Origin of the sequence: Jatrophihabitans cynanchi (assembly GCF_027247405.1) — a bacterium.
GTDB classification, from domain to species: domain Bacteria; phylum Actinomycetota; class Actinomycetes; order Mycobacteriales; family Jatrophihabitantaceae; genus Jatrophihabitans_B; species Jatrophihabitans_B cynanchi.
The window spans coordinates 1927776-1943019 of the sequence record NZ_CP097463.1 but is presented as its reverse complement, the minus strand read 5'-3'; the positions used below and the strand labels follow the sequence as shown (position 1 = coordinate 1943019).

The 15244-nt window shown below is 66.3% G+C and carries 18 protein-coding genes and 1 tRNA gene; 14 read left to right on the top strand and 5 right to left on the bottom strand.

The genetic code is table 11. From position 1 onward, the window contains the following. The first annotated feature begins 53 nt into the window (after nucleotides 1-53). The 10 genes from M6B22_RS09440 to M6B22_RS09395 all read left to right on the top strand — a co-directional run bounded on the left by M6B22_RS09440 (nucleotide 54) and on the right by M6B22_RS09395 (nucleotide 9034). Entirely contained in the window at nucleotides 54-779 is a 726-nt protein-coding gene (locus M6B22_RS09440; protein ID WP_269445507.1) for a FadR/GntR family transcriptional regulator, read from the top strand. 63 nt (nucleotides 780-842) lie between these two features. After that, a complete protein-coding gene (locus M6B22_RS09435; protein ID WP_269445506.1) occupies nucleotides 843-1295 on the top strand; it encodes a DJ-1/PfpI family protein in 453 nt (150 codons plus the stop codon). Nucleotides 1296-1315: 20 nt separating this feature from the next. Then, on the top strand, nucleotides 1316-2356 hold the full coding sequence (locus M6B22_RS09430) for a phosphotriesterase family protein (RefSeq protein WP_269445505.1): 1041 nt from the start codon (nucleotides 1316-1318) through the stop codon (nucleotides 2354-2356). 139 nt (nucleotides 2357-2495) lie between these two features. Next, on the top strand, nucleotides 2496-3155 hold the full coding sequence (locus M6B22_RS09425; RefSeq protein ID WP_269445504.1) for a type 1 glutamine amidotransferase domain-containing protein: 660 nt from the start codon (nucleotides 2496-2498) through the stop codon (nucleotides 3153-3155). Nucleotides 3156-3197: 42 nt separating this feature from the next. Continuing rightward, nucleotides 3198-4286, top strand: a complete 1089-nt coding sequence (locus M6B22_RS09420) for a C45 family autoproteolytic acyltransferase/hydolase (protein WP_269445503.1) — start codon at nucleotides 3198-3200, stop codon at nucleotides 4284-4286. A 33-nt stretch (nucleotides 4287-4319) separates the two neighbouring features. Continuing rightward, on the top strand, nucleotides 4320-5369 hold the full coding sequence (locus tag M6B22_RS09415; RefSeq protein ID WP_269445502.1) for a phosphotriesterase family protein: 1050 nt from the start codon (nucleotides 4320-4322) through the stop codon (nucleotides 5367-5369). Between the two features lie 71 nt (nucleotides 5370-5440). Then, nucleotides 5441-6364, top strand: a complete 924-nt coding sequence (locus tag M6B22_RS09410; protein ID WP_269445501.1) for a transporter substrate-binding domain-containing protein — start codon at nucleotides 5441-5443, stop codon at nucleotides 6362-6364. Nucleotides 6365-6450: 86 nt separating this feature from the next. After that, nucleotides 6451-7404, top strand: coding sequence for an amino acid ABC transporter permease (locus M6B22_RS09405; protein WP_269445500.1), 954 nt, complete (start codon nucleotides 6451-6453; stop codon nucleotides 7402-7404). Next, nucleotides 7401-8162, top strand: a complete 762-nt coding sequence (locus tag M6B22_RS09400; RefSeq protein WP_269445499.1) for an amino acid ABC transporter ATP-binding protein — start codon at nucleotides 7401-7403, stop codon at nucleotides 8160-8162. The genes M6B22_RS09405 and M6B22_RS09400 overlap by 4 nt, the downstream gene beginning before the upstream one ends. A 17-nt stretch (nucleotides 8163-8179) precedes the next feature. Continuing rightward, complete coding sequence (locus tag M6B22_RS09395; RefSeq protein WP_269445498.1) at nucleotides 8180-9034, top strand: amidohydrolase family protein; 855 nt, start codon at nucleotides 8180-8182, stop codon at nucleotides 9032-9034. A 413-nt stretch (nucleotides 9035-9447) separates the two neighbouring features. Here M6B22_RS09395 and M6B22_RS09390 read toward each other — a convergent pair whose 3' ends face one another. The 3 genes from M6B22_RS09390 to M6B22_RS22145 form a co-directional block, all read right to left on the bottom strand. Continuing rightward, nucleotides 9448-9792, bottom strand: coding sequence for a DUF5615 family PIN-like protein (locus tag M6B22_RS09390; RefSeq protein WP_269445497.1), 345 nt, complete (start codon nucleotides 9790-9792; stop codon nucleotides 9448-9450). After that, a complete protein-coding gene (locus tag M6B22_RS09385; RefSeq protein WP_269445496.1) occupies nucleotides 9789-10007 on the bottom strand; it encodes a DUF433 domain-containing protein in 219 nt (72 codons plus the stop codon). The genes M6B22_RS09390 and M6B22_RS09385 overlap by 4 nt, the downstream gene beginning before the upstream one ends. Before the next feature lie 138 nt (nucleotides 10008-10145). Then, nucleotides 10146-10424, bottom strand: a complete 279-nt coding sequence (locus M6B22_RS22145) for an integrase core domain-containing protein (protein ID WP_407935672.1) — start codon at nucleotides 10422-10424, stop codon at nucleotides 10146-10148. Between the two features lie 244 nt (nucleotides 10425-10668). On the opposite strand from M6B22_RS22145, the gene M6B22_RS09375 reads away from it, so the two are divergent. Genes M6B22_RS09375 through M6B22_RS09365 form a run of 3 tightly spaced genes read left to right on the top strand, consistent with a single transcriptional unit; the run spans nucleotide 10669 to nucleotide 13887 of the window. Next, nucleotides 10669-11874: a tyrosine-type recombinase/integrase gene (locus M6B22_RS09375; protein WP_269442922.1), complete on the top strand. Its 1206-nt coding sequence runs from the start codon at nucleotides 10669-10671 to the stop codon at nucleotides 11872-11874. Beyond that, nucleotides 11871-12857, top strand: a complete 987-nt coding sequence (locus M6B22_RS09370) for a tyrosine-type recombinase/integrase (RefSeq protein ID WP_269442921.1) — start codon at nucleotides 11871-11873, stop codon at nucleotides 12855-12857. Before M6B22_RS09375 ends, M6B22_RS09370 begins: the two co-directional genes overlap by 4 nt. Next, nucleotides 12844-13887: a tyrosine-type recombinase/integrase gene (locus M6B22_RS09365; protein ID WP_269442920.1), complete on the top strand. Its 1044-nt coding sequence runs from the start codon at nucleotides 12844-12846 to the stop codon at nucleotides 13885-13887. Before M6B22_RS09370 ends, M6B22_RS09365 begins: the two co-directional genes overlap by 14 nt. 28 nt (nucleotides 13888-13915) lie before the next feature. Here M6B22_RS09365 and M6B22_RS09360 read toward each other — a convergent pair whose 3' ends face one another. Both M6B22_RS09360 and M6B22_RS09355 read right to left on the bottom strand, forming a co-directional pair. Next, on the bottom strand, nucleotides 13916-14614 hold the full coding sequence (locus M6B22_RS09360; protein WP_269445495.1) for a DDE-type integrase/transposase/recombinase: 699 nt from the start codon (nucleotides 14612-14614) through the stop codon (nucleotides 13916-13918). Beyond that, a complete protein-coding gene (locus M6B22_RS09355) occupies nucleotides 14611-14922 on the bottom strand; it encodes a transposase (RefSeq protein ID WP_269445494.1) in 312 nt (103 codons plus the stop codon). Before M6B22_RS09355 ends, M6B22_RS09360 begins: the two co-directional genes overlap by 4 nt. Nucleotides 14923-15054: 132 nt before the next feature. Between M6B22_RS09355 and M6B22_RS09350 the strand changes: the two genes are divergently transcribed. Next, nucleotides 15055-15132: transfer RNA gene (locus tag M6B22_RS09350), tRNA-Tyr, on the top strand. Nucleotides 15133-15244 lie beyond the last annotated feature (112 nt).

The window sequence follows — 15244 nt, the reverse complement described above, 5'->3', positions numbered from 1 at the left end:
TCCGTGCAGGCCAGGCTCTTGCGGCGCTGGGACGCACCACTTACGTTGTACCGATGCGCCTGTCAGACAGCCTGCCAACCAGCGAGGTTCTCGATGGCCTGGCTCCCGTCACCCGGCGGACGGCTGTGGATCAGGTTGCCGATCAACTGAGGGCCGCGGTGCTGAACATGGGAGTGGGCGACGGCCTGCCTTCCGAGGCGAAGCTGGCCGCCACCTTCCGGGTCAGCCGGCCGGTCGTGCGCGAGGCGCTCGGATCGCTGCGGGCGACGGGCCTGGTCGCTTCGGCCGTCGGCAAGGGCTGGTACGTCGCGAGCAACAGCATCGGGACCAGCCTGCTGCTGGCCGGCTCGTACCGCTCCGAGGACCTAACCGAGGTGCGGCTGCACCTGGAGGTGCCGTCGGCCGGCTTTGCGGCACTGAGGCACAAGAAGAGCGAGCTGGACTTCCTACGGCGGACGCTGCAGACCGAGTCGTCGGCGGACAACCCGGTCAGTGCCGTTCGCCAGGACGGGCGGTTCCACATCGGCGTCGCCCGTGCGAGTGGAAACCCGCTCCTCGAGCGGATCGTCGAGTTCATCCGCAGCGGCCTGGAGGAGCAGTCCCGGGCCCTGTCGACCGTGCGCGGCCGCAGCGAACGTGCCGTCGCGGAACACTGGGCGATCCTCGAGGCGATCGGCAGCCGCGACGCGCGCGCCGCCGAGGACGCGATGCGGGCGCACCTACGAGCGGTGTCCGACGCTGTCTGCGCCCTCGCCGCGCCGCTCACACCACAATCCTGAACCGGCGGGCGAACGCCGGGCCACCGATTCGTCACCAATGCAACACTGAAGGGATTCGTGCTCATGAGTCGTAGGGTCGTCGTTCTCGGTTTCGAGGGCTACCAGGAACTGCACGTCTGGTATCCGGTGCTGCGCCTGCGCGAGGAGGGCGACGAGGTTGTGCTCGCCGGGCCGGACGGTGTGTCGGCTGCGTTCGGCGCGTTGAGCTACCCGCTCGCGCCGCAGGCCGGGGTCAGCGACATCGATGCCTCGACGGTCGACCTACTCGTCGTCGCGGGGGGCCCCGGCGCAGCAGCGGCTGCGGGCCTGGACTCGCTCACCAAGTTCGTCGCACAGGTCGGGGCGGCGGGTGGGCGTGTTGTAGCCATCGCCGAGGGAGCAGGCGTACTCGACGCGGCGGGGCTGAGCGTCCCGTCCGCCTCGGATGCGGTCACCGTCGACGGCAACGTCGTCATCGCCAAGGACGCGGACGCTCTGCCCGAGCTGTTCCGCGCGCTGACCAACCAGTCCAGCTGATCAGGGAAAGGCCAGACATCATGGGCAAGATCCACACCGTTCTCGGCGAGATCGACCAGGCCGACGCCGGCGTGATGCTCACCCACGAGCACATCATCTACGCCAACCCAGGCGCGGACCTGGACCACAACACCATCTATGACGTCGACGCCGTGTCGACCGAGGTCGCCGCGTCGCTCGATGACACCAAGGCCCGATTCGGCCTCGGCACCATGGTCGACCTGACGGCGAACGAGCTCGGCCGCAACCCCGAGACACTGAAGAAGACCGCCCAGAAGTCCCGCGTGCACATCATCGGCACGACCGGCTTCTTCCCCGAGCGCATCGGCATCCCGTACCACTTCCGCAAGCAGGACGTCGGCTACATGGCCGACTTCTTCGTCCGTGACCTGACGGTCGGCATGGCGTACGCCAACAAGTTGTGGGACGTGAGGGCCGGCGTCATCAAGATCGCCACCGGATCCAGTGACGGGCATGAGGGCCAGACGCCCGTGCAGGAGTCGGGCTTGCGGATCACGCCGATCGAGGAGCAGATCGTGCGAGCCGCCGGACGGGCTCAGGCCCGAACCGGCTGCCCGATCAACACGCATACCGAGCCGAGCGACTTCGAGGTCACGAACCCAGGCATCGAGCAGCTCGACCTGCTGACCGCTGAGGGTGCCGACCCGACGAAGGTGCTCATCGGTCACGCCTTCGTCCACCCGAACCTCGATCAGATGGTCGAGATCTGCGAGCGCGGTGCGATGCTCCAGATCGACCACATCGGCATCCCCTGGCGGCACTCTTCGGCCGACGAGCTGGACGAGTTGATCGCCAAGCACGTAGCGGCACTCGTCGAGCGCGGCTACCTGAGCCAGCTCACCTTCTCCTATGACCGGTTCTTCCACTGGCAGCACACCGGCGCCGCGGCCGAAGGTGACCTGCAGAACGAGGCCGTGAAGATGGACTACCTGTGGGAGTTCTTCGTCCCGCGCCTTGCCAAGCACGGGTTCGGCGAGGCCGAGCTCAAGACCGTCCTGGTGGACAACCCGGCGCGGCTGTTCGCCTGGGACCGGAAGTAGTACCGGGTCGACCGGCCGATTGCAGCGCTGGTCTTGACAGGCCATCAACTCACTTAACTATATTTCATGCCAACTGAAGTATTCTTCAGTGGCTTCCTGCGGGTCACACGGCGTCGAGCGCCGTTAGAGAGGCAGTCTGATGGACATCGCTGACGCGACGATTGGTGTACTCGTCGAGAACCAATACCAGGAACTCGAGTTCTGGTACCCCGTCCTCCGGTTCCGCGAGGCCGGCGCGAACGTGGTCGTCATCGGCCCGAGCAACACGACCACCTATGGCAGCAAGCTTGGCTTTCCCGTGGTTCCCGAGGCCAATGTCGCGGACGTGAACGGCGCAGACCTCGACGCCGTTGTCATTCCCGGCGGCTTCGCCCCCGAGAGCCTGCGGCGCAACCCCGAGGTGCTTCGTTTGGTGAAGGAGGTCCACGACCGCGGATCGGTCGTGGCGGCCGTCTGCCACGCACCGTGGGTGCTCGCCTCTGCAGGCCTGGCCAAGGGCGTAAAGCTCACCAGTGTCTCGATCATCAAGGACGACATGGTCAACGCAGGTGCCGACTATAGCGAGGACAACGTCGTGCGCGATGGCAAGATCGTCACGGCCCGGCTGCCCAACGACGTGGGTGCGTGGATCACCAAGACGATCGAGGTCGTCGCGGAACTCCCCGCTCGCGAGACGCCGTCCGGCCTGAAGGCCGAGCAGCCCGTCTCGGCGGTGTACGCCTCGCCGGCCAAGGTGCGGCAGCGGCCGGCCGCGCCGGGATCGGCCAACTATTTGCAGTTCGCGGTTACCGAGGTCTGAGCCACCATGACTGCTCGCGCCCAACGCCTGAGGACCGTCCGCATGCGCGGCACGGACTTCGACGCCGGCGTTGCCTACGGGCAGCAGGCCGCCGACGAGATCCGCGTCTCGATCGAGCGGTACACGGCCGTCTTCGCCGATGCCGGTGTCGGTTCATGGATCGACGCGCGCACGCTGGCGCTGCGCTATCGCGACACCATCGCCACGTACGCACCAGGATCGTTGGCGCAGATCGGGGGCATCGCCGAGGGGTCGGGGCTCGAGGTCGGGGACATCCTGGCGCTCAACACGCGGAGCGAGTTGATGTTCGGCGTTCCGCACGCCGACTTCGTCGAGGACGGCTGCACGTCAGTCGCCGTTGCACCGGAGCGTTCTGCAAGCGGGCACTCGCTGCTCTCGCAGAACTGGGACTGGACCGAGGCTGCCAGCGAGTCGGTCGTCCTGCTCGTGCGCGAGGGCGACGACCGACCGGGCTACGTCACGCTGGTCGAGGCGGGGTTGCTCGCCAAGACGGGAATGAACAGCGTCGGCCTGGGTCTGTGCACCAACACGCTCGTGAGCACCACTGACACGGGCGACCCGGACGGCCTGCCGTATCACGTCTTCCTGCACGAACTGCTGCAGATGGAGCGTGTCTCCGACGGTCTGCAGTTCCTGCACAGCACGCCGCGAGCGCTGTCGGCCAATTACCTGATCATGCATGCGGACGGCGCCGTGCTCGACATCGAGACAAGCGGTGGCGGACCGGAGGGAGTCGCCCACCTCACGGTCTCCGACGGCGTGCTCACCCACACGAATCACTTCCGCGACACACGGCTGTCTCTCACCGACCGGCGAGTGCGCGAGAACTCGAACACCGTCATCCGCTTAGACCGCATTAACCGGCGCCTTGCCATGATCGGCGGCAAGATCGACCGTGAGGACGTGTTGGACTGCCTGCGCGACCACGCCAATTACCCGTTGAGCGTGTGCCTGCACGGTGACCCGCGCAAACCGGCTGTGCGCCGGACCGGCACGCTCGCGACGGTCTTCTACGACCTCGGGACTTCGGAGCTCTGGGTGGCCGTCGGCAACCCCTGCGAGTCCGAGTTCACCGGCTTCTCCTTCACCGAACTGCTGGCCGGAGCCTGAAGTGGACATCCAGCACCGAATGCGGAGCACACGATGAGCGCCGTCGTCGAGACTGTCCTCGGTGCCGTCGAATCCTCGTCGCTCGGCGTGGTCCTGCCGCACGAACACGTCTTCTTCGACCTGCGGGCGCGCTTCTGCGCCCCTACCGGGTTCGGCTGCGGCACCGGACTGGAACCCGTATCCCTGGCCAACATCGGACGCATCCGCTATGCGCAGCGAATGAACTTAGACAACCTCCATCTGAACGACGTCGCAGACGCGATCGCCGAGTTTGAGTCCTTCAAGGCCTTGGGCGGCGGCGCGATCGTCGATCTGAGCCCGGCCAGCAACGGCCGCAGCATAGAGAAGCTGCGCAAGGTTAGCGAGGCCACCGGAGTCGGGGTCATCGTGGGCACCGGTTACTACGTCGACCAGTTCCTCACCGAGGAGATGGACGCGTCGCGGATCGACGCGCTCGCGGGGCGGATGGTCGGCGAGCTTACCGACGGCGTGGACGACACCGGCGTGCGCGCCGGGATTATCGGCGAAGTCGGCTGCTCGTGGCCACTCACCGAACGCGAGCGCGTGAGTCTCGCGGCATCGGCTATCGCGCAGCAGCAGACCGGAGCGGCGATCTCGATCCATCCGGGTCGCGCCGCCGCGGCGCCGGCCGAGATCGTCTCGGTGCTCGTGGCTGCCGGTGCCGACCCGGGGCGCGTCGTGATCGGACATCTGGACCGTACCTTCGATTCGGTCGACCAGGTCCTGGCGCTCGCCGACTGCGGCGTCTACCTGGAGTTCGACCTGTTCGGCCAGGAGTCCAGCCACATTACGTATGGCGACATCGAACTGCCCAGTGACATGCGACGGCTGCGGATGATCTCCGAGGTCGTGCGCCGCGGCTTCGGCGACAAGGTGCTGTTGTCACACGACATCGCGCTGAAGCACCACCTCGAAACCTACGGCGGACACGGCTACGCGCACCTGCTGCGCCGAGTGGTGCCACGGATGCCCGAGGTGGGTCTTGCCGAAGATCAGATCGACCGGATGCTGCGTGGCAATCCCGCGCAGGTCCTCACCAGGACGGGACGGCGAGGGCAATAGCCCGGCGCGGCCGCACCGAGCACCACCCCACCATCCATCGCTCCACCCACCGAATGAGAAGGAAGTACTCGATGGCACGACACTCCCGCGGCATCCGGCTCGCTGCACTGATCGCCGCCGCCGCCAGCGCCACCGCCCTGTCCGCGTGCAGTTCCTCGGGTGACTCGTCGCCGTCCCCGGCCAACGGGTCGTCCGTCGGCGCGGGCTCGCCCGTCGGCACCGGATCGTCCGCTGGCGGCACCTCGGCGTACGCCGGCAAGACGATCGCCGTCGCGGCCGTCTCGGACTACCCGCCCATCAGCTTCGCCGACGCGGGGAGCACCAAGATCAAGGGCGTTGCTGTCGACATCCTTCAGGCCTTGGCCGACGAGATGGGCGCGAAGTTCGACCTTCAGAACACCTCGTTCGACTCGCTCATCCCCTCGCTTCAGGCCGGGCGTCAGCTCATCGCAAGCGGTGGCACCACCGACACCCCGACCAACGAGAAGGCGACGATCATGGTCGACTTCATGCAGACCGGCGTACAGATGATCGTCCCTGCCGGCAATCCGAAGGGCATCAAGGGCCTGGATGCCGCGTGCGGCTTCACCATCGCGGTGCTCGCGGGCTCTCCCACCTACCAGGGCCTGATCAACGATGCATCGGACGCCTGCACCAAGGCCGGCAACAAGAAGATCAACATGAGCACCTTCAAGACGGCCGACGAGGCGCTGCTTGCGGTGAAGGCCGGCCGAGCCGACGCCGAGGTCGACTCGAGCATCCTGCAGTCCTACCGGATCCAGCAGGGCGTCAAGATCGAGGTCATCGGTGAGAACCTGGCGCCGCACCCGATCGCCTTTCAGGTGCTTCCGTCGAACCAGCCGTTGGCCGATGCGCTGAAGACAGCGCTGCAGGGCCTTATGGACAACGGCAAGTACAAGGCCATTCTGGCGCAGTGGAAGATGGAGTCGGGCGCGCTGCCTGCGGCCGGGATCAACCTCGGCGCCAACAGCTGACGAGAATCTGCCGGGGACGGGTGCTCATCCCGCCCCGTCCCCGGCAGGAACCACCGAGAGACCCTCAGAGGTAAGGCGGGACCCACATGAGCGACACGACGACGAAGCGGCGTTCCTTCGTAGATCGGCTGACTAGCAGCCGTAACCCGGTACACATCATCTGGAGTGTGCTGATCCTGATCATCGTTGTCGCGACAATCAATTCGGTGGCGCGCAACAAGGGCTTCGAATGGGGCACCGTCGGTGACTACTTCTTCTCCAGCCCGATCCTGCACGGCCTCGTGCGCACCCTCGAGCTCACGGCACTGGGCGCGCTGGTCGGCTTCGTCGGAGGCACGATCCTGGCGGTGATGCGCCTTTCCGGCGGCGCAATCGCCTCGGGCGTGAGCCAGCTGTACGTATGGTTCTTCCGCGGAACCCCGCTCCTTGTCCAGATCATCTTCTGGTTCAACCTCGGTGCGCTCTACCGCACAATCAGCTTCGGCGTCCCGTGGGGCCCCACCTTTTGGCACGCCGACTCCAACTCGCTCATCACACCGTTCACTGCTGCGATCCTCGGCCTGGGCCTTAACGCCGCGGCGTACATGAGCGAGATCGTTCGCGCCGGTATCCAGTCGATCCATCACGGTCAGAGCGAGGCGGCGTACGCCCTTGGACTGACGAAGGTGCAGACGCTGTTCAGCATCCTGCTGCCTCAGGCGATGCGACTGATTGTTCCGCCGGCCTCCAACGAGGTCATCAGCATGCTGAAGTACTCGTCGCTGGTCTCGGTCATCGCGGTGCCTGAGTTGCTGTACTCGGCGCAGATCATCTACTCGCGTACCTTCGAGACGATTCCGCTGCTCGTCGTTGCCAGTCTTTGGTACTTGATCGTCACGACTGTGTTGACCATCGCGCAACACTTCATTGAGAAGCACTTTGCGAAGGGGATTCGAGTTAACGCGCGGGCCAGGTCGCGCACGGCTGATCCCAACTCTGGCGTCGCCATCGAACCGGGAGCGGAGCCACTGACGTTTGCGGGAACGGGAGACATGCGATGACCCTCATGATCGAGGCGACCAATATCGTCAAGCGCTTCGGGTCCGTCGAGGTACTTCACGGCGTGAACCTGGCCGTCAGCTCCGGCGAGGTGGTCTGCATCATCGGCCCGTCCGGGTCGGGCAAGTCGACGTTGCTGCGATGCATCAACTACCTGGAACAGGCAAACGACGGTCGGATCAAGGTCAACGACGAGCTCGTCGGCCTGACCGAGAAGGATGGCCGGCTCGTACCGATGCATGACCGTGTGCTGTGTCGTCAGCGGGCCGACATCGGCATGGTGTTCCAGAGCTTCAACCTGTTCGCGCACAAGACCGTGCTCGACAATCTGATTCTCGCGCCGATGAAGGTGCGCAAGCTCTCGCGAGCGGATGCCGCCGCCGCCGCCGAGAAGCTGCTGGGTCAGGTCGGGCTGGCCGGACAGGGCAGCAGGTACCCGGTGCAGCTGTCGGGTGGCCAGCAGCAGCGCGTGGCGATCGCCCGTGCGCTGGCGATGCATCCCAAGGTGCTGCTGTTCGACGAGCCGACGTCCGCCCTGGACCCGGAACTGGTCGGCGAAGTGCTGGACGTGATGAAGCGACTGGCCGCTGGCGGCATGACAATGGTTGTTGTCACCCACGAGCTCGGCTTCGCTCGCGAGGTGGCCGACCGCGTCGTGTTCATGGACGACGGCCAGATCGTGGAGCAGGGCCCGGCGCGCGAGTTGCTGGCCAACCCGAAGGAGCCGCGTACCGCTGAGTTCCTCAGCAAGGTGTTGTGACGAGCTCCTGCTGCGGCTTGGACTACCACCACCACGCGATCCTGCCCGGCTACCGCGCCCGCCTGGACGCCTGGGGGATCGGAGCGCAACCCGGCGTCCCGTTCCCGGCCTGGACACCGGAGGGCTCGCTCGCCTGGATGGACGACGCAGCCGTCGATCGCGCCCTGCTGTCGGTCGGCTCGCCGGGGTTCTACTTCGGTGACCAGTCCGTGACCACCGCGCTGACCGAGATCTGCAATGCCGAGCTCGCCGAGCTGCGCGACCGATGGCCCGAGCGGTTCGGCATCTTCGCCACCGTGCCGCTGCCGGAGCTGGCAACCGCTCTGGCGCAAGTTGAACGGGCTCTGGAAGTTGACGGCTTCGATGGTGTCGGTCTGCTCACGCAGTACGGCGGCCGCTATCTCGGCGATCGTGCGTGGGACGAGCTCTACGTCTTGCTGAATGAGCGCGGTGCCTTGGCGCACGTTCACCCGACCGTGCCCGAGGGATGGGACCCGCAGGCGCCGGTGCGGCCCTCGGTGCTCGACTACCCCTTCGAAACGACTCGGGCGATTCTCGAACTGGCGCGGCAGCGTGTCTTCAGCCGCTACCCGGCGATACGCTGGGTGTTTTCCCACGGCGGGGGCACTTTCGGAGCGCTGGCCGACCGAATGAGCGGCAGTGACCCGGCGGCTCCGATCGCCGGCGGCGACAGTATGCGGGATCTGTTATTCGCCAGCCGGTTCGACTCGGCCCTGGTCGGCTCGGCGGGGCTTGCTGCGCTCGCGGTGGTGGCGGGGACCGAACGCATCGTGTTCGGCTCCGACCTGCCGTTCGTCTCGGCCGGGCGGATCGCACGTGACCGTGCGGCGCTGCAGAACCTGTCGGAATGACGCGTGCGCCGGTCGTTCTGAGCGGTCGTCCGTGCTTCTCGGCTGGCACGCAGTTCGACGGACCGGCGTTTTGCGCCGGCCCGATGCTACTTTGCTGGAAGTCGGCGTCGTCCGAGATTGAAGTCCTGGCGTCCGGTGCGGAGGCGACCGCGCTGGTCGAGCTGGCAAGGACAGGCAACCGGCGACTCTGGTGCTCGCGTGACAGAGCACGTGCGCGCGGAGCCGTAGCTAGCGATGACGGGGTTGCAAGCTAGCGCTCACGCGGCGCAAGCGTGCAAGCACGCCGGGGCGGGCGACCCGGCAGCTGCAGGGTCTTCGTCAACGGTCGTGCTGCTCACTCGCCGTGGTGCGATCCGTGATGGCGCGACGGCACCGGGGGTGAATTCAGCGCCGGCGACTGACCCTTTCACGGATCAGTTCGGCAATCGTGGAACGACTAGGAGAGCGGCGTCCTCGGATTCATCGAAAGCGAGCACGTCGTCGAGGTGATCGAGAATCACCTGCAGCGCGCCGGCGGTCGAGGCGTTGCCTACGCGTAGCCAGACTACCTTTGGGGGCGGCCCGTACAGGAATGCGAGTTGGCGGAAGTCGGAGTCCTTGGACACGATGGCGAATCCGTGCTCACGCGCGAACTGCCAGAGTTCGCGATCGGTCGCGGTGCCGAGGCCGACCGCAGTGACGTGGATGCTGTCGGGGAACTCGTGCTGTAGTTGGTCGACCAGCTTCCTGGACAGATTCTGGTCGACGAGCAACTTCACGCTGTGGCGAGGCGGCGTTCACGAAGTGCCGCGAACTCGATCGCGGCACGGACATGCTCGGCGGTCAGTTCCGGAAAATCGGACACGATCTCGTCGCTACTCATGCCGGAGGCCAGGTACTCCAGCACGTCGTAAACCGCGATCCGGGTTCCGACAAAGCATGGCTTGCCGCTGCGCACCCCCGGCCGCGTCTCAATCAACGACGTGATATCCACGTCGACCACAGTAGACGCATGTATCGCCCAGCGGAGGGTGGCGACAATTGCGCCGGCCGGCGTGGCATGACGCATACATGACCTCAAGCCGCACGCGCGCAGGCGACTTGCTGCTGACGAACTGAACCGTCCCGGGAATCATGCCGTCTTCTTGTTGGCGGCGTCTCCGGTCGGTGAGCCGGTTTCGTGAGCGTAGTAGGCGATCTCGAACTCTTCGGGGGTGACGTGGTCGAGCAGGCTGTGCAGTCGCTCGTTGTTGTACCAGTGGACGTAGTTCATGGTGACGGTCTCGACGTCTGCCAGGGTGCGTAGCGGGCCGCTGCGGAACGGGGAGCCGGCGGCGATCGCTTCGTTCTTGTACAGCCCCATGAACGACTCGGCGGCGGCGTTGTCATACGCGTCGCCGACCGTGCCGATCGAGGCGGAAAGCCCTTGCAGCGTAAGGGTTTCCGTGAACCTGATCGAGGTGTACTGACTGCCGGCGTCGCTGCTAAGCCGAATTCGGCTTAGCGCCGATTATGCCGAGGTCTGCGTTATGCCGAGGATCGGCGGGATCCCCTTTGCTGGCAGGGCTGCGTGACTGATTCCTCGGGCTAACGTTTGGGCCTGTTCGGTGGCAGCGTCCGCCGTGTCCATTCGCGATGCGGAGGAGGAGACGGCCATGGACATGACGGTCACGGGGATCGGGTCGGTTGTTGTCGCGGAGCTGCGCGCGGCCGGCTATATGGAGTCAACGATCGGCAACTACGAGAAGTCGATCAGGGCGTTGACGCAACTCGCCGACGGGCGGGGCGGCAAGTACACACCGGCGCTGGGTGCGGAGTTCGCGGCGATGACGATCAGCCCGCGGACGGGCAGGTTCAGCGTGCAGCGCCGGTTCGACTACGGACGGCTGGTCCGCGTGTTCAACTCCTACGTCACCACGGGCCGGGTCGAGTTGGCTTGCTGCACCCGTGGCGGGGGCGGGCCCCGTCCTGTCTCGCGGGAGTTCGTCCGGCTTGTTGGCGCGTGGGAGGCCGACATGGCTGACCGGGCTCTCGCGTCCGCGACCCGGGATGCCTACGGCCGGGTCGCTCGCGATTACCTGGTGTTCCTGGAGGCAGGCGGGATCCGCCGTCTCCGTGACGCCGACGGGGCGAGCGTGCTGAGCTACCTGAACTCGTTGACGGCTACGTGGAAGACGTCGTCGCTGTTCTGGGTCGTGTCGAACTTCCGCCCGTTCTTGAAGTTCACCGGCCGCAGCGACCTGGTCGACGCGCTCGGGTTGGCTGGCCTCAAGCGCTCTCACCGGATCGTGCCGGCGCTGCCGGACGAGGCGCAGCGCCTGATCGTGCAGGCATGCGCAACGCCGGCTATACCGGCACGGGATGCTGCCATCACGCTGCTTGCGGTCACGACGGGGCTGCGCGCATGCGACATCATCAGTCTGCTTCGTGACGACATCGACTGGCGGGCACGGACCGCGAGCCTCGTGCAGCAGAAGACCCACAACCCGCTGACAGTGCCGCTGACCGATCTGGTAGTCGACCGGCTTGCCGAGTACGTCCTTGACCAGCGGCCAGACTCGCCGGACGAGCATCTGTTCGTGCGTTCGGTGGCCCCGCACACGCGGCTGGCCGACCACGCCACGGTCCACCGGGTGATCACCACGGTGTTCCGTCGGGCCGGCGTCGCGGACGTGCTGGGCAGCACGCGTCTGTTGCGGCACAACGCCGCGACACGGCTGCTGAGGGCGTCGGTGCCGTTGCCGACCATCGCGGCCGTGCTCGGCCACGCGCGGCCGAAATCGACTGACCTGTATCTGAGCGTCGATGTCGTGCGCCTGCTCGACTGCGTCCTCGACGTCCCCGCCGGCGCGCGGCCATGAGCACGAAGGCGCTGGCCGCGAACGGCCATGACTTCACCAGCGCGTTCGCACCGCACCTTGCCGCCTACCTCGCGTTCAAGGAGCAGATGGGGTTCTACGGCGCCTCCAGGGTCTGGTACCTGAGGCAGTTCGACGCCTACTGCACCTCTCACGACCGGACGGTGTTCGACCGCGACACGGTCGAGGGATGGGTCAGCGAGCGTCTGGCCCGCACGGGCCCCTACCGGTCCTGGATGTCCTACATCCGCGATGTCGGCCGCTGGCTGCAGGCCCACGGGCAGTGTGACGCCTACGTCTTGTCGGACCGGTGGAAGGCTCAACGCCTGCCCACGCACCCCTACTTGCTCGGCGAGGCGGAGATCGAGGCGTTCTTCGCTACTGCGGCGGCGGTGCGGGCGGCGTCGCCGTGGCGGTGGCAGTCGGTCGCGTTCTTCACGTTGATGCACTGTTGCGGGCTGCGGACCGGGGAGACCCGGCGGCTACGCCCCGAGCACGTGCACCTGCGCGACAGGACCCTCGACGTGGTCGACTCCAAGGGCAACCGGTCGCGAAGGCTCCCGCTCACTGCCGACGTCACGAGGGTTCTGGCCAAGTGCGACCGCATCACGCGTGCGCATTTCGGACCGTCACGGGCCACCTTCTTCATCTCGAGGACCGGCAACGAGGTCACAGGCGCGACCATCGATGAGATCTTCCGGCGTATCTGGCACCAGGCCGCTCTTTCACGGCCGAGCGGCGGGGTGCAGCCCACGCCCTACGCCTTCCGGCATCACTTCGCCTACGCCAACGTCGATCGCTGGATGGCGCAGGGCAAGGACGTCATGGCGATGCTTCCCTACCTGGCCCGCTACATGGGCCACGCCAGCATCGAGTCGACGTTCTACTACATCCACACCTCGCCGGAGTTCCTGCACGCCTACGACGGACTCACCACCGCAGGCCAGTCGCTGCTGCCGGAGGTCGGATTCGATGACCAAGCATGACCGAGCGACCCGCGAACCGGACTTCTACCGCTACGCCCGCGACTACCTGCACGTCTACCTGCCGACGATGGCGCACCGCTCGGCGAACACGGTCGAGGCCTACCGGATCAGCCTGGAATGCCTCCTGCGCTACCTCGCCGAACAGCACCACGTCGCCCGCGCACACGTCAGCTTCGACCATCTCGACCGGCAGCACTTGAAAGGATGGCTCGCCTGGATGGGCGGGCAGCAGCACTACGCGCCACGGACGATCGGCCTGCGGCTCACCGCCGTCAAAGCGTTCCTGGCCTACTGCGCGGCCGAAGACCTCACCCTCGTCACGGTCAGCCAGCAAGCCAAGACGCTGCGCGCACCCACCGCGGCGAGGGAACCGATCGAGTACCTCACCGAACCCGAGACGAGCGCGGTGCTCGCCGCATTCACCGGCCGCACCCCGAAATCGCGGCGGAACCGGATGCTGCTGATCCTGCTCTACGACACCGCCGCCCGCGTCGGTGAGCTCACCGCCATGACGCTGGCCGACCTGCACCTGCACCGGCCCGGCCATGTGGTCCTCACCGGCAAAGGTGACAAGACCCGCGTCGTCCCGCTCACCGCGAAGACGATCGAACACCTGGACGTCTACCTCGCCGAGTTCCACCCCGGCATCGCCCGAACCGAAACGACCCGCCCGGTGTTCTACAGCTTGCACAACGGGGCACCGACCGCGCTGTCGACCGACACCGTCGCCGCAGTGCTCAAACGCGCCGCCACAACCGCACGCCGAAGATGTCCCTCGATTCCCGAAGACATCCACTGCCACATGCTGCGCAAGACCAAAGCGATGGACCTCTACCAGCAGGGCATCGCGCTGCCGATCATCATGCGACTCCTCGGCCACGAGAACATGTCGACCACCTCGGCGTTCTACGCCTTCGCCACCGTCGACATGATGCGCAAAGCCGTCGATGCCGCCACCCCAGCCGTCACGACACCCCAGGCGCGCCGACTCACGAAGGAGCGACTGCAGGCCCTCTACAGCCTCCGCTAACCGCCGGATCGTTAAGCCGAGGAATCAGTCACGCAGCCCTGCCAGCAAAGGGGATCCCGCCGACCTTCGGCATAACGCAGACCTCGGCATAATCGGAGTGGTGGATCATGCCCTCGGGCACGGGTCGGCTGGTATGGTCGCGGCGCCATAGCGCCATCGACAGGCACTGCTCGACGAATGCGACGTCCTTGACGGTGGCGGCCGACCATCCCACGATCGCACGCGAGTAGAGGTCGATCGCGAACGCCACGTAGGCGAAACCCGCCCATGTGCTGACGTAGGTGAAGTCGGTGACCCACGCACGGTTCGGAGCCGTGGTGCGGAAGTCGCGCTTGAGCAGGTCGGCGGCCCGCTGGCCGTCCTTGCCGGCGATCGTGGTGCGGGTCTTGCGGCCGCGCACGAGCCCGGCCATGCCCTCGTCGCGCATCAGCCGGTCGACAGTGTGCTTAGAGACCTCGGGGAAGCCGTTGCGGGCCAGCCATGCGGTCATCTTGCGGCGGCCGTAGAGCACCTCGGGCAGCGGACGCCCATCCGGGCCGCCGGTCTTCACGCGGCGCAACGCATCGGTGAGCTGCGCGTCGCTGTGGGTGCGTGCCGCCGGTGCCCGCAGCTTCCAGGCCCGGTAAGTCCGCGGGGCGACCGCCAGGCCCTGCTCACGCAGGACCTGGCAGATCGACTCGACCCCGCGGCCGTCGGCGCGCTGCTCGTCGATGAACCTGACGATCAACGGTGGCGAGGGTCGAGTTCCCTCGCGAAGAAAATCGAAGCCGCCTTCAAGATCTCGTTCGCCTCACGAAGGTCGGCGTTCTCCTTCTTCAGCCGCTTGATCTCGGCCAGCTCCTCACTGGTCGGGCCCGGCCGGCTCCCGTCGTCGGCCTGGGCCTGGACCACCCACTTACGCAGCGTCTCCGGACCGACTCCGAGCTTCGGGCCCAGCGCCTGGGCAGCCGCCCACGCCGAGCCGTACTCCTCAAGTCGATCAAGGGCCATCCTGGTCGCACGTTCCCGCTGCTCCGTCGGGTACCTCTTGGGCATGATCAGCATCCTTCGCAAGAAAGGAAGCGGCATCAAACCCGGGACGGTTCAAACAGACCCCAGAGCCGCGGGACATACGCGGGATCGATCATGGTCGAAGATCACGGCAAGTGCCTGTAGCCCAGCAAATACGGGACGTCCAGAAGTTGGACGTGGTGGTCTGTAAAACCGCCGGCTCAGCCTACGTTGGTTCAAACCCAACACCCGCCACCCAGCTGCAGGCCCCAGGATACGGGGCCTGTATGCGTTTCAAGTGATCATGGGGGTATCCCGTACGGGAGCGGTTCTCATGACCGTTGGTGCGGTGTCATTGTCGCGCGTG

Coding starts and splice junctions, on each gene's coding strand:
- M6B22_RS09440 (WP_269445507.1), top strand. CDS start 54: ATGCGCCTGTCAGACAGCCTGCCAACCAGCGAGGTTCTCGATGGCCTG.
- M6B22_RS09435 (WP_269445506.1), top strand. CDS start 843: ATGAGTCGTAGGGTCGTCGTTCTCGGTTTCGAGGGCTACCAGGAACTG.
- M6B22_RS09430 (WP_269445505.1), top strand. CDS start 1,316: ATGGGCAAGATCCACACCGTTCTCGGCGAGATCGACCAGGCCGACGCC.
- M6B22_RS09425 (WP_269445504.1), top strand. CDS start 2,496: ATGGACATCGCTGACGCGACGATTGGTGTACTCGTCGAGAACCAATAC.
- M6B22_RS09420 (WP_269445503.1), top strand. CDS start 3,198: ATGCGCGGCACGGACTTCGACGCCGGCGTTGCCTACGGGCAGCAGGCC.
- M6B22_RS09415 (WP_269445502.1), top strand. CDS start 4,320: ATGAGCGCCGTCGTCGAGACTGTCCTCGGTGCCGTCGAATCCTCGTCG.
- M6B22_RS09410 (WP_269445501.1), top strand. CDS start 5,441: ATGGCACGACACTCCCGCGGCATCCGGCTCGCTGCACTGATCGCCGCC.
- M6B22_RS09405 (WP_269445500.1), top strand. CDS start 6,451: ATGAGCGACACGACGACGAAGCGGCGTTCCTTCGTAGATCGGCTGACT.
- M6B22_RS09400 (WP_269445499.1), top strand. CDS start 7,401: ATGACCCTCATGATCGAGGCGACCAATATCGTCAAGCGCTTCGGGTCC.
- M6B22_RS09375 (WP_269442922.1), top strand. CDS start 10,669: ATGGACATGACGGTCACGGGGATCGGGTCGGTTGTTGTCGCGGAGCTG.
- M6B22_RS09370 (WP_269442921.1), top strand. CDS start 11,871: ATGAGCACGAAGGCGCTGGCCGCGAACGGCCATGACTTCACCAGCGCG.
- M6B22_RS09365 (WP_269442920.1), top strand. CDS start 12,844: ATGACCAAGCATGACCGAGCGACCCGCGAACCGGACTTCTACCGCTAC.
- M6B22_RS09355 (WP_269445494.1), bottom strand. CDS start 14,922: ATGCCCAAGAGGTACCCGACGGAGCAGCGGGAACGTGCGACCAGGATG.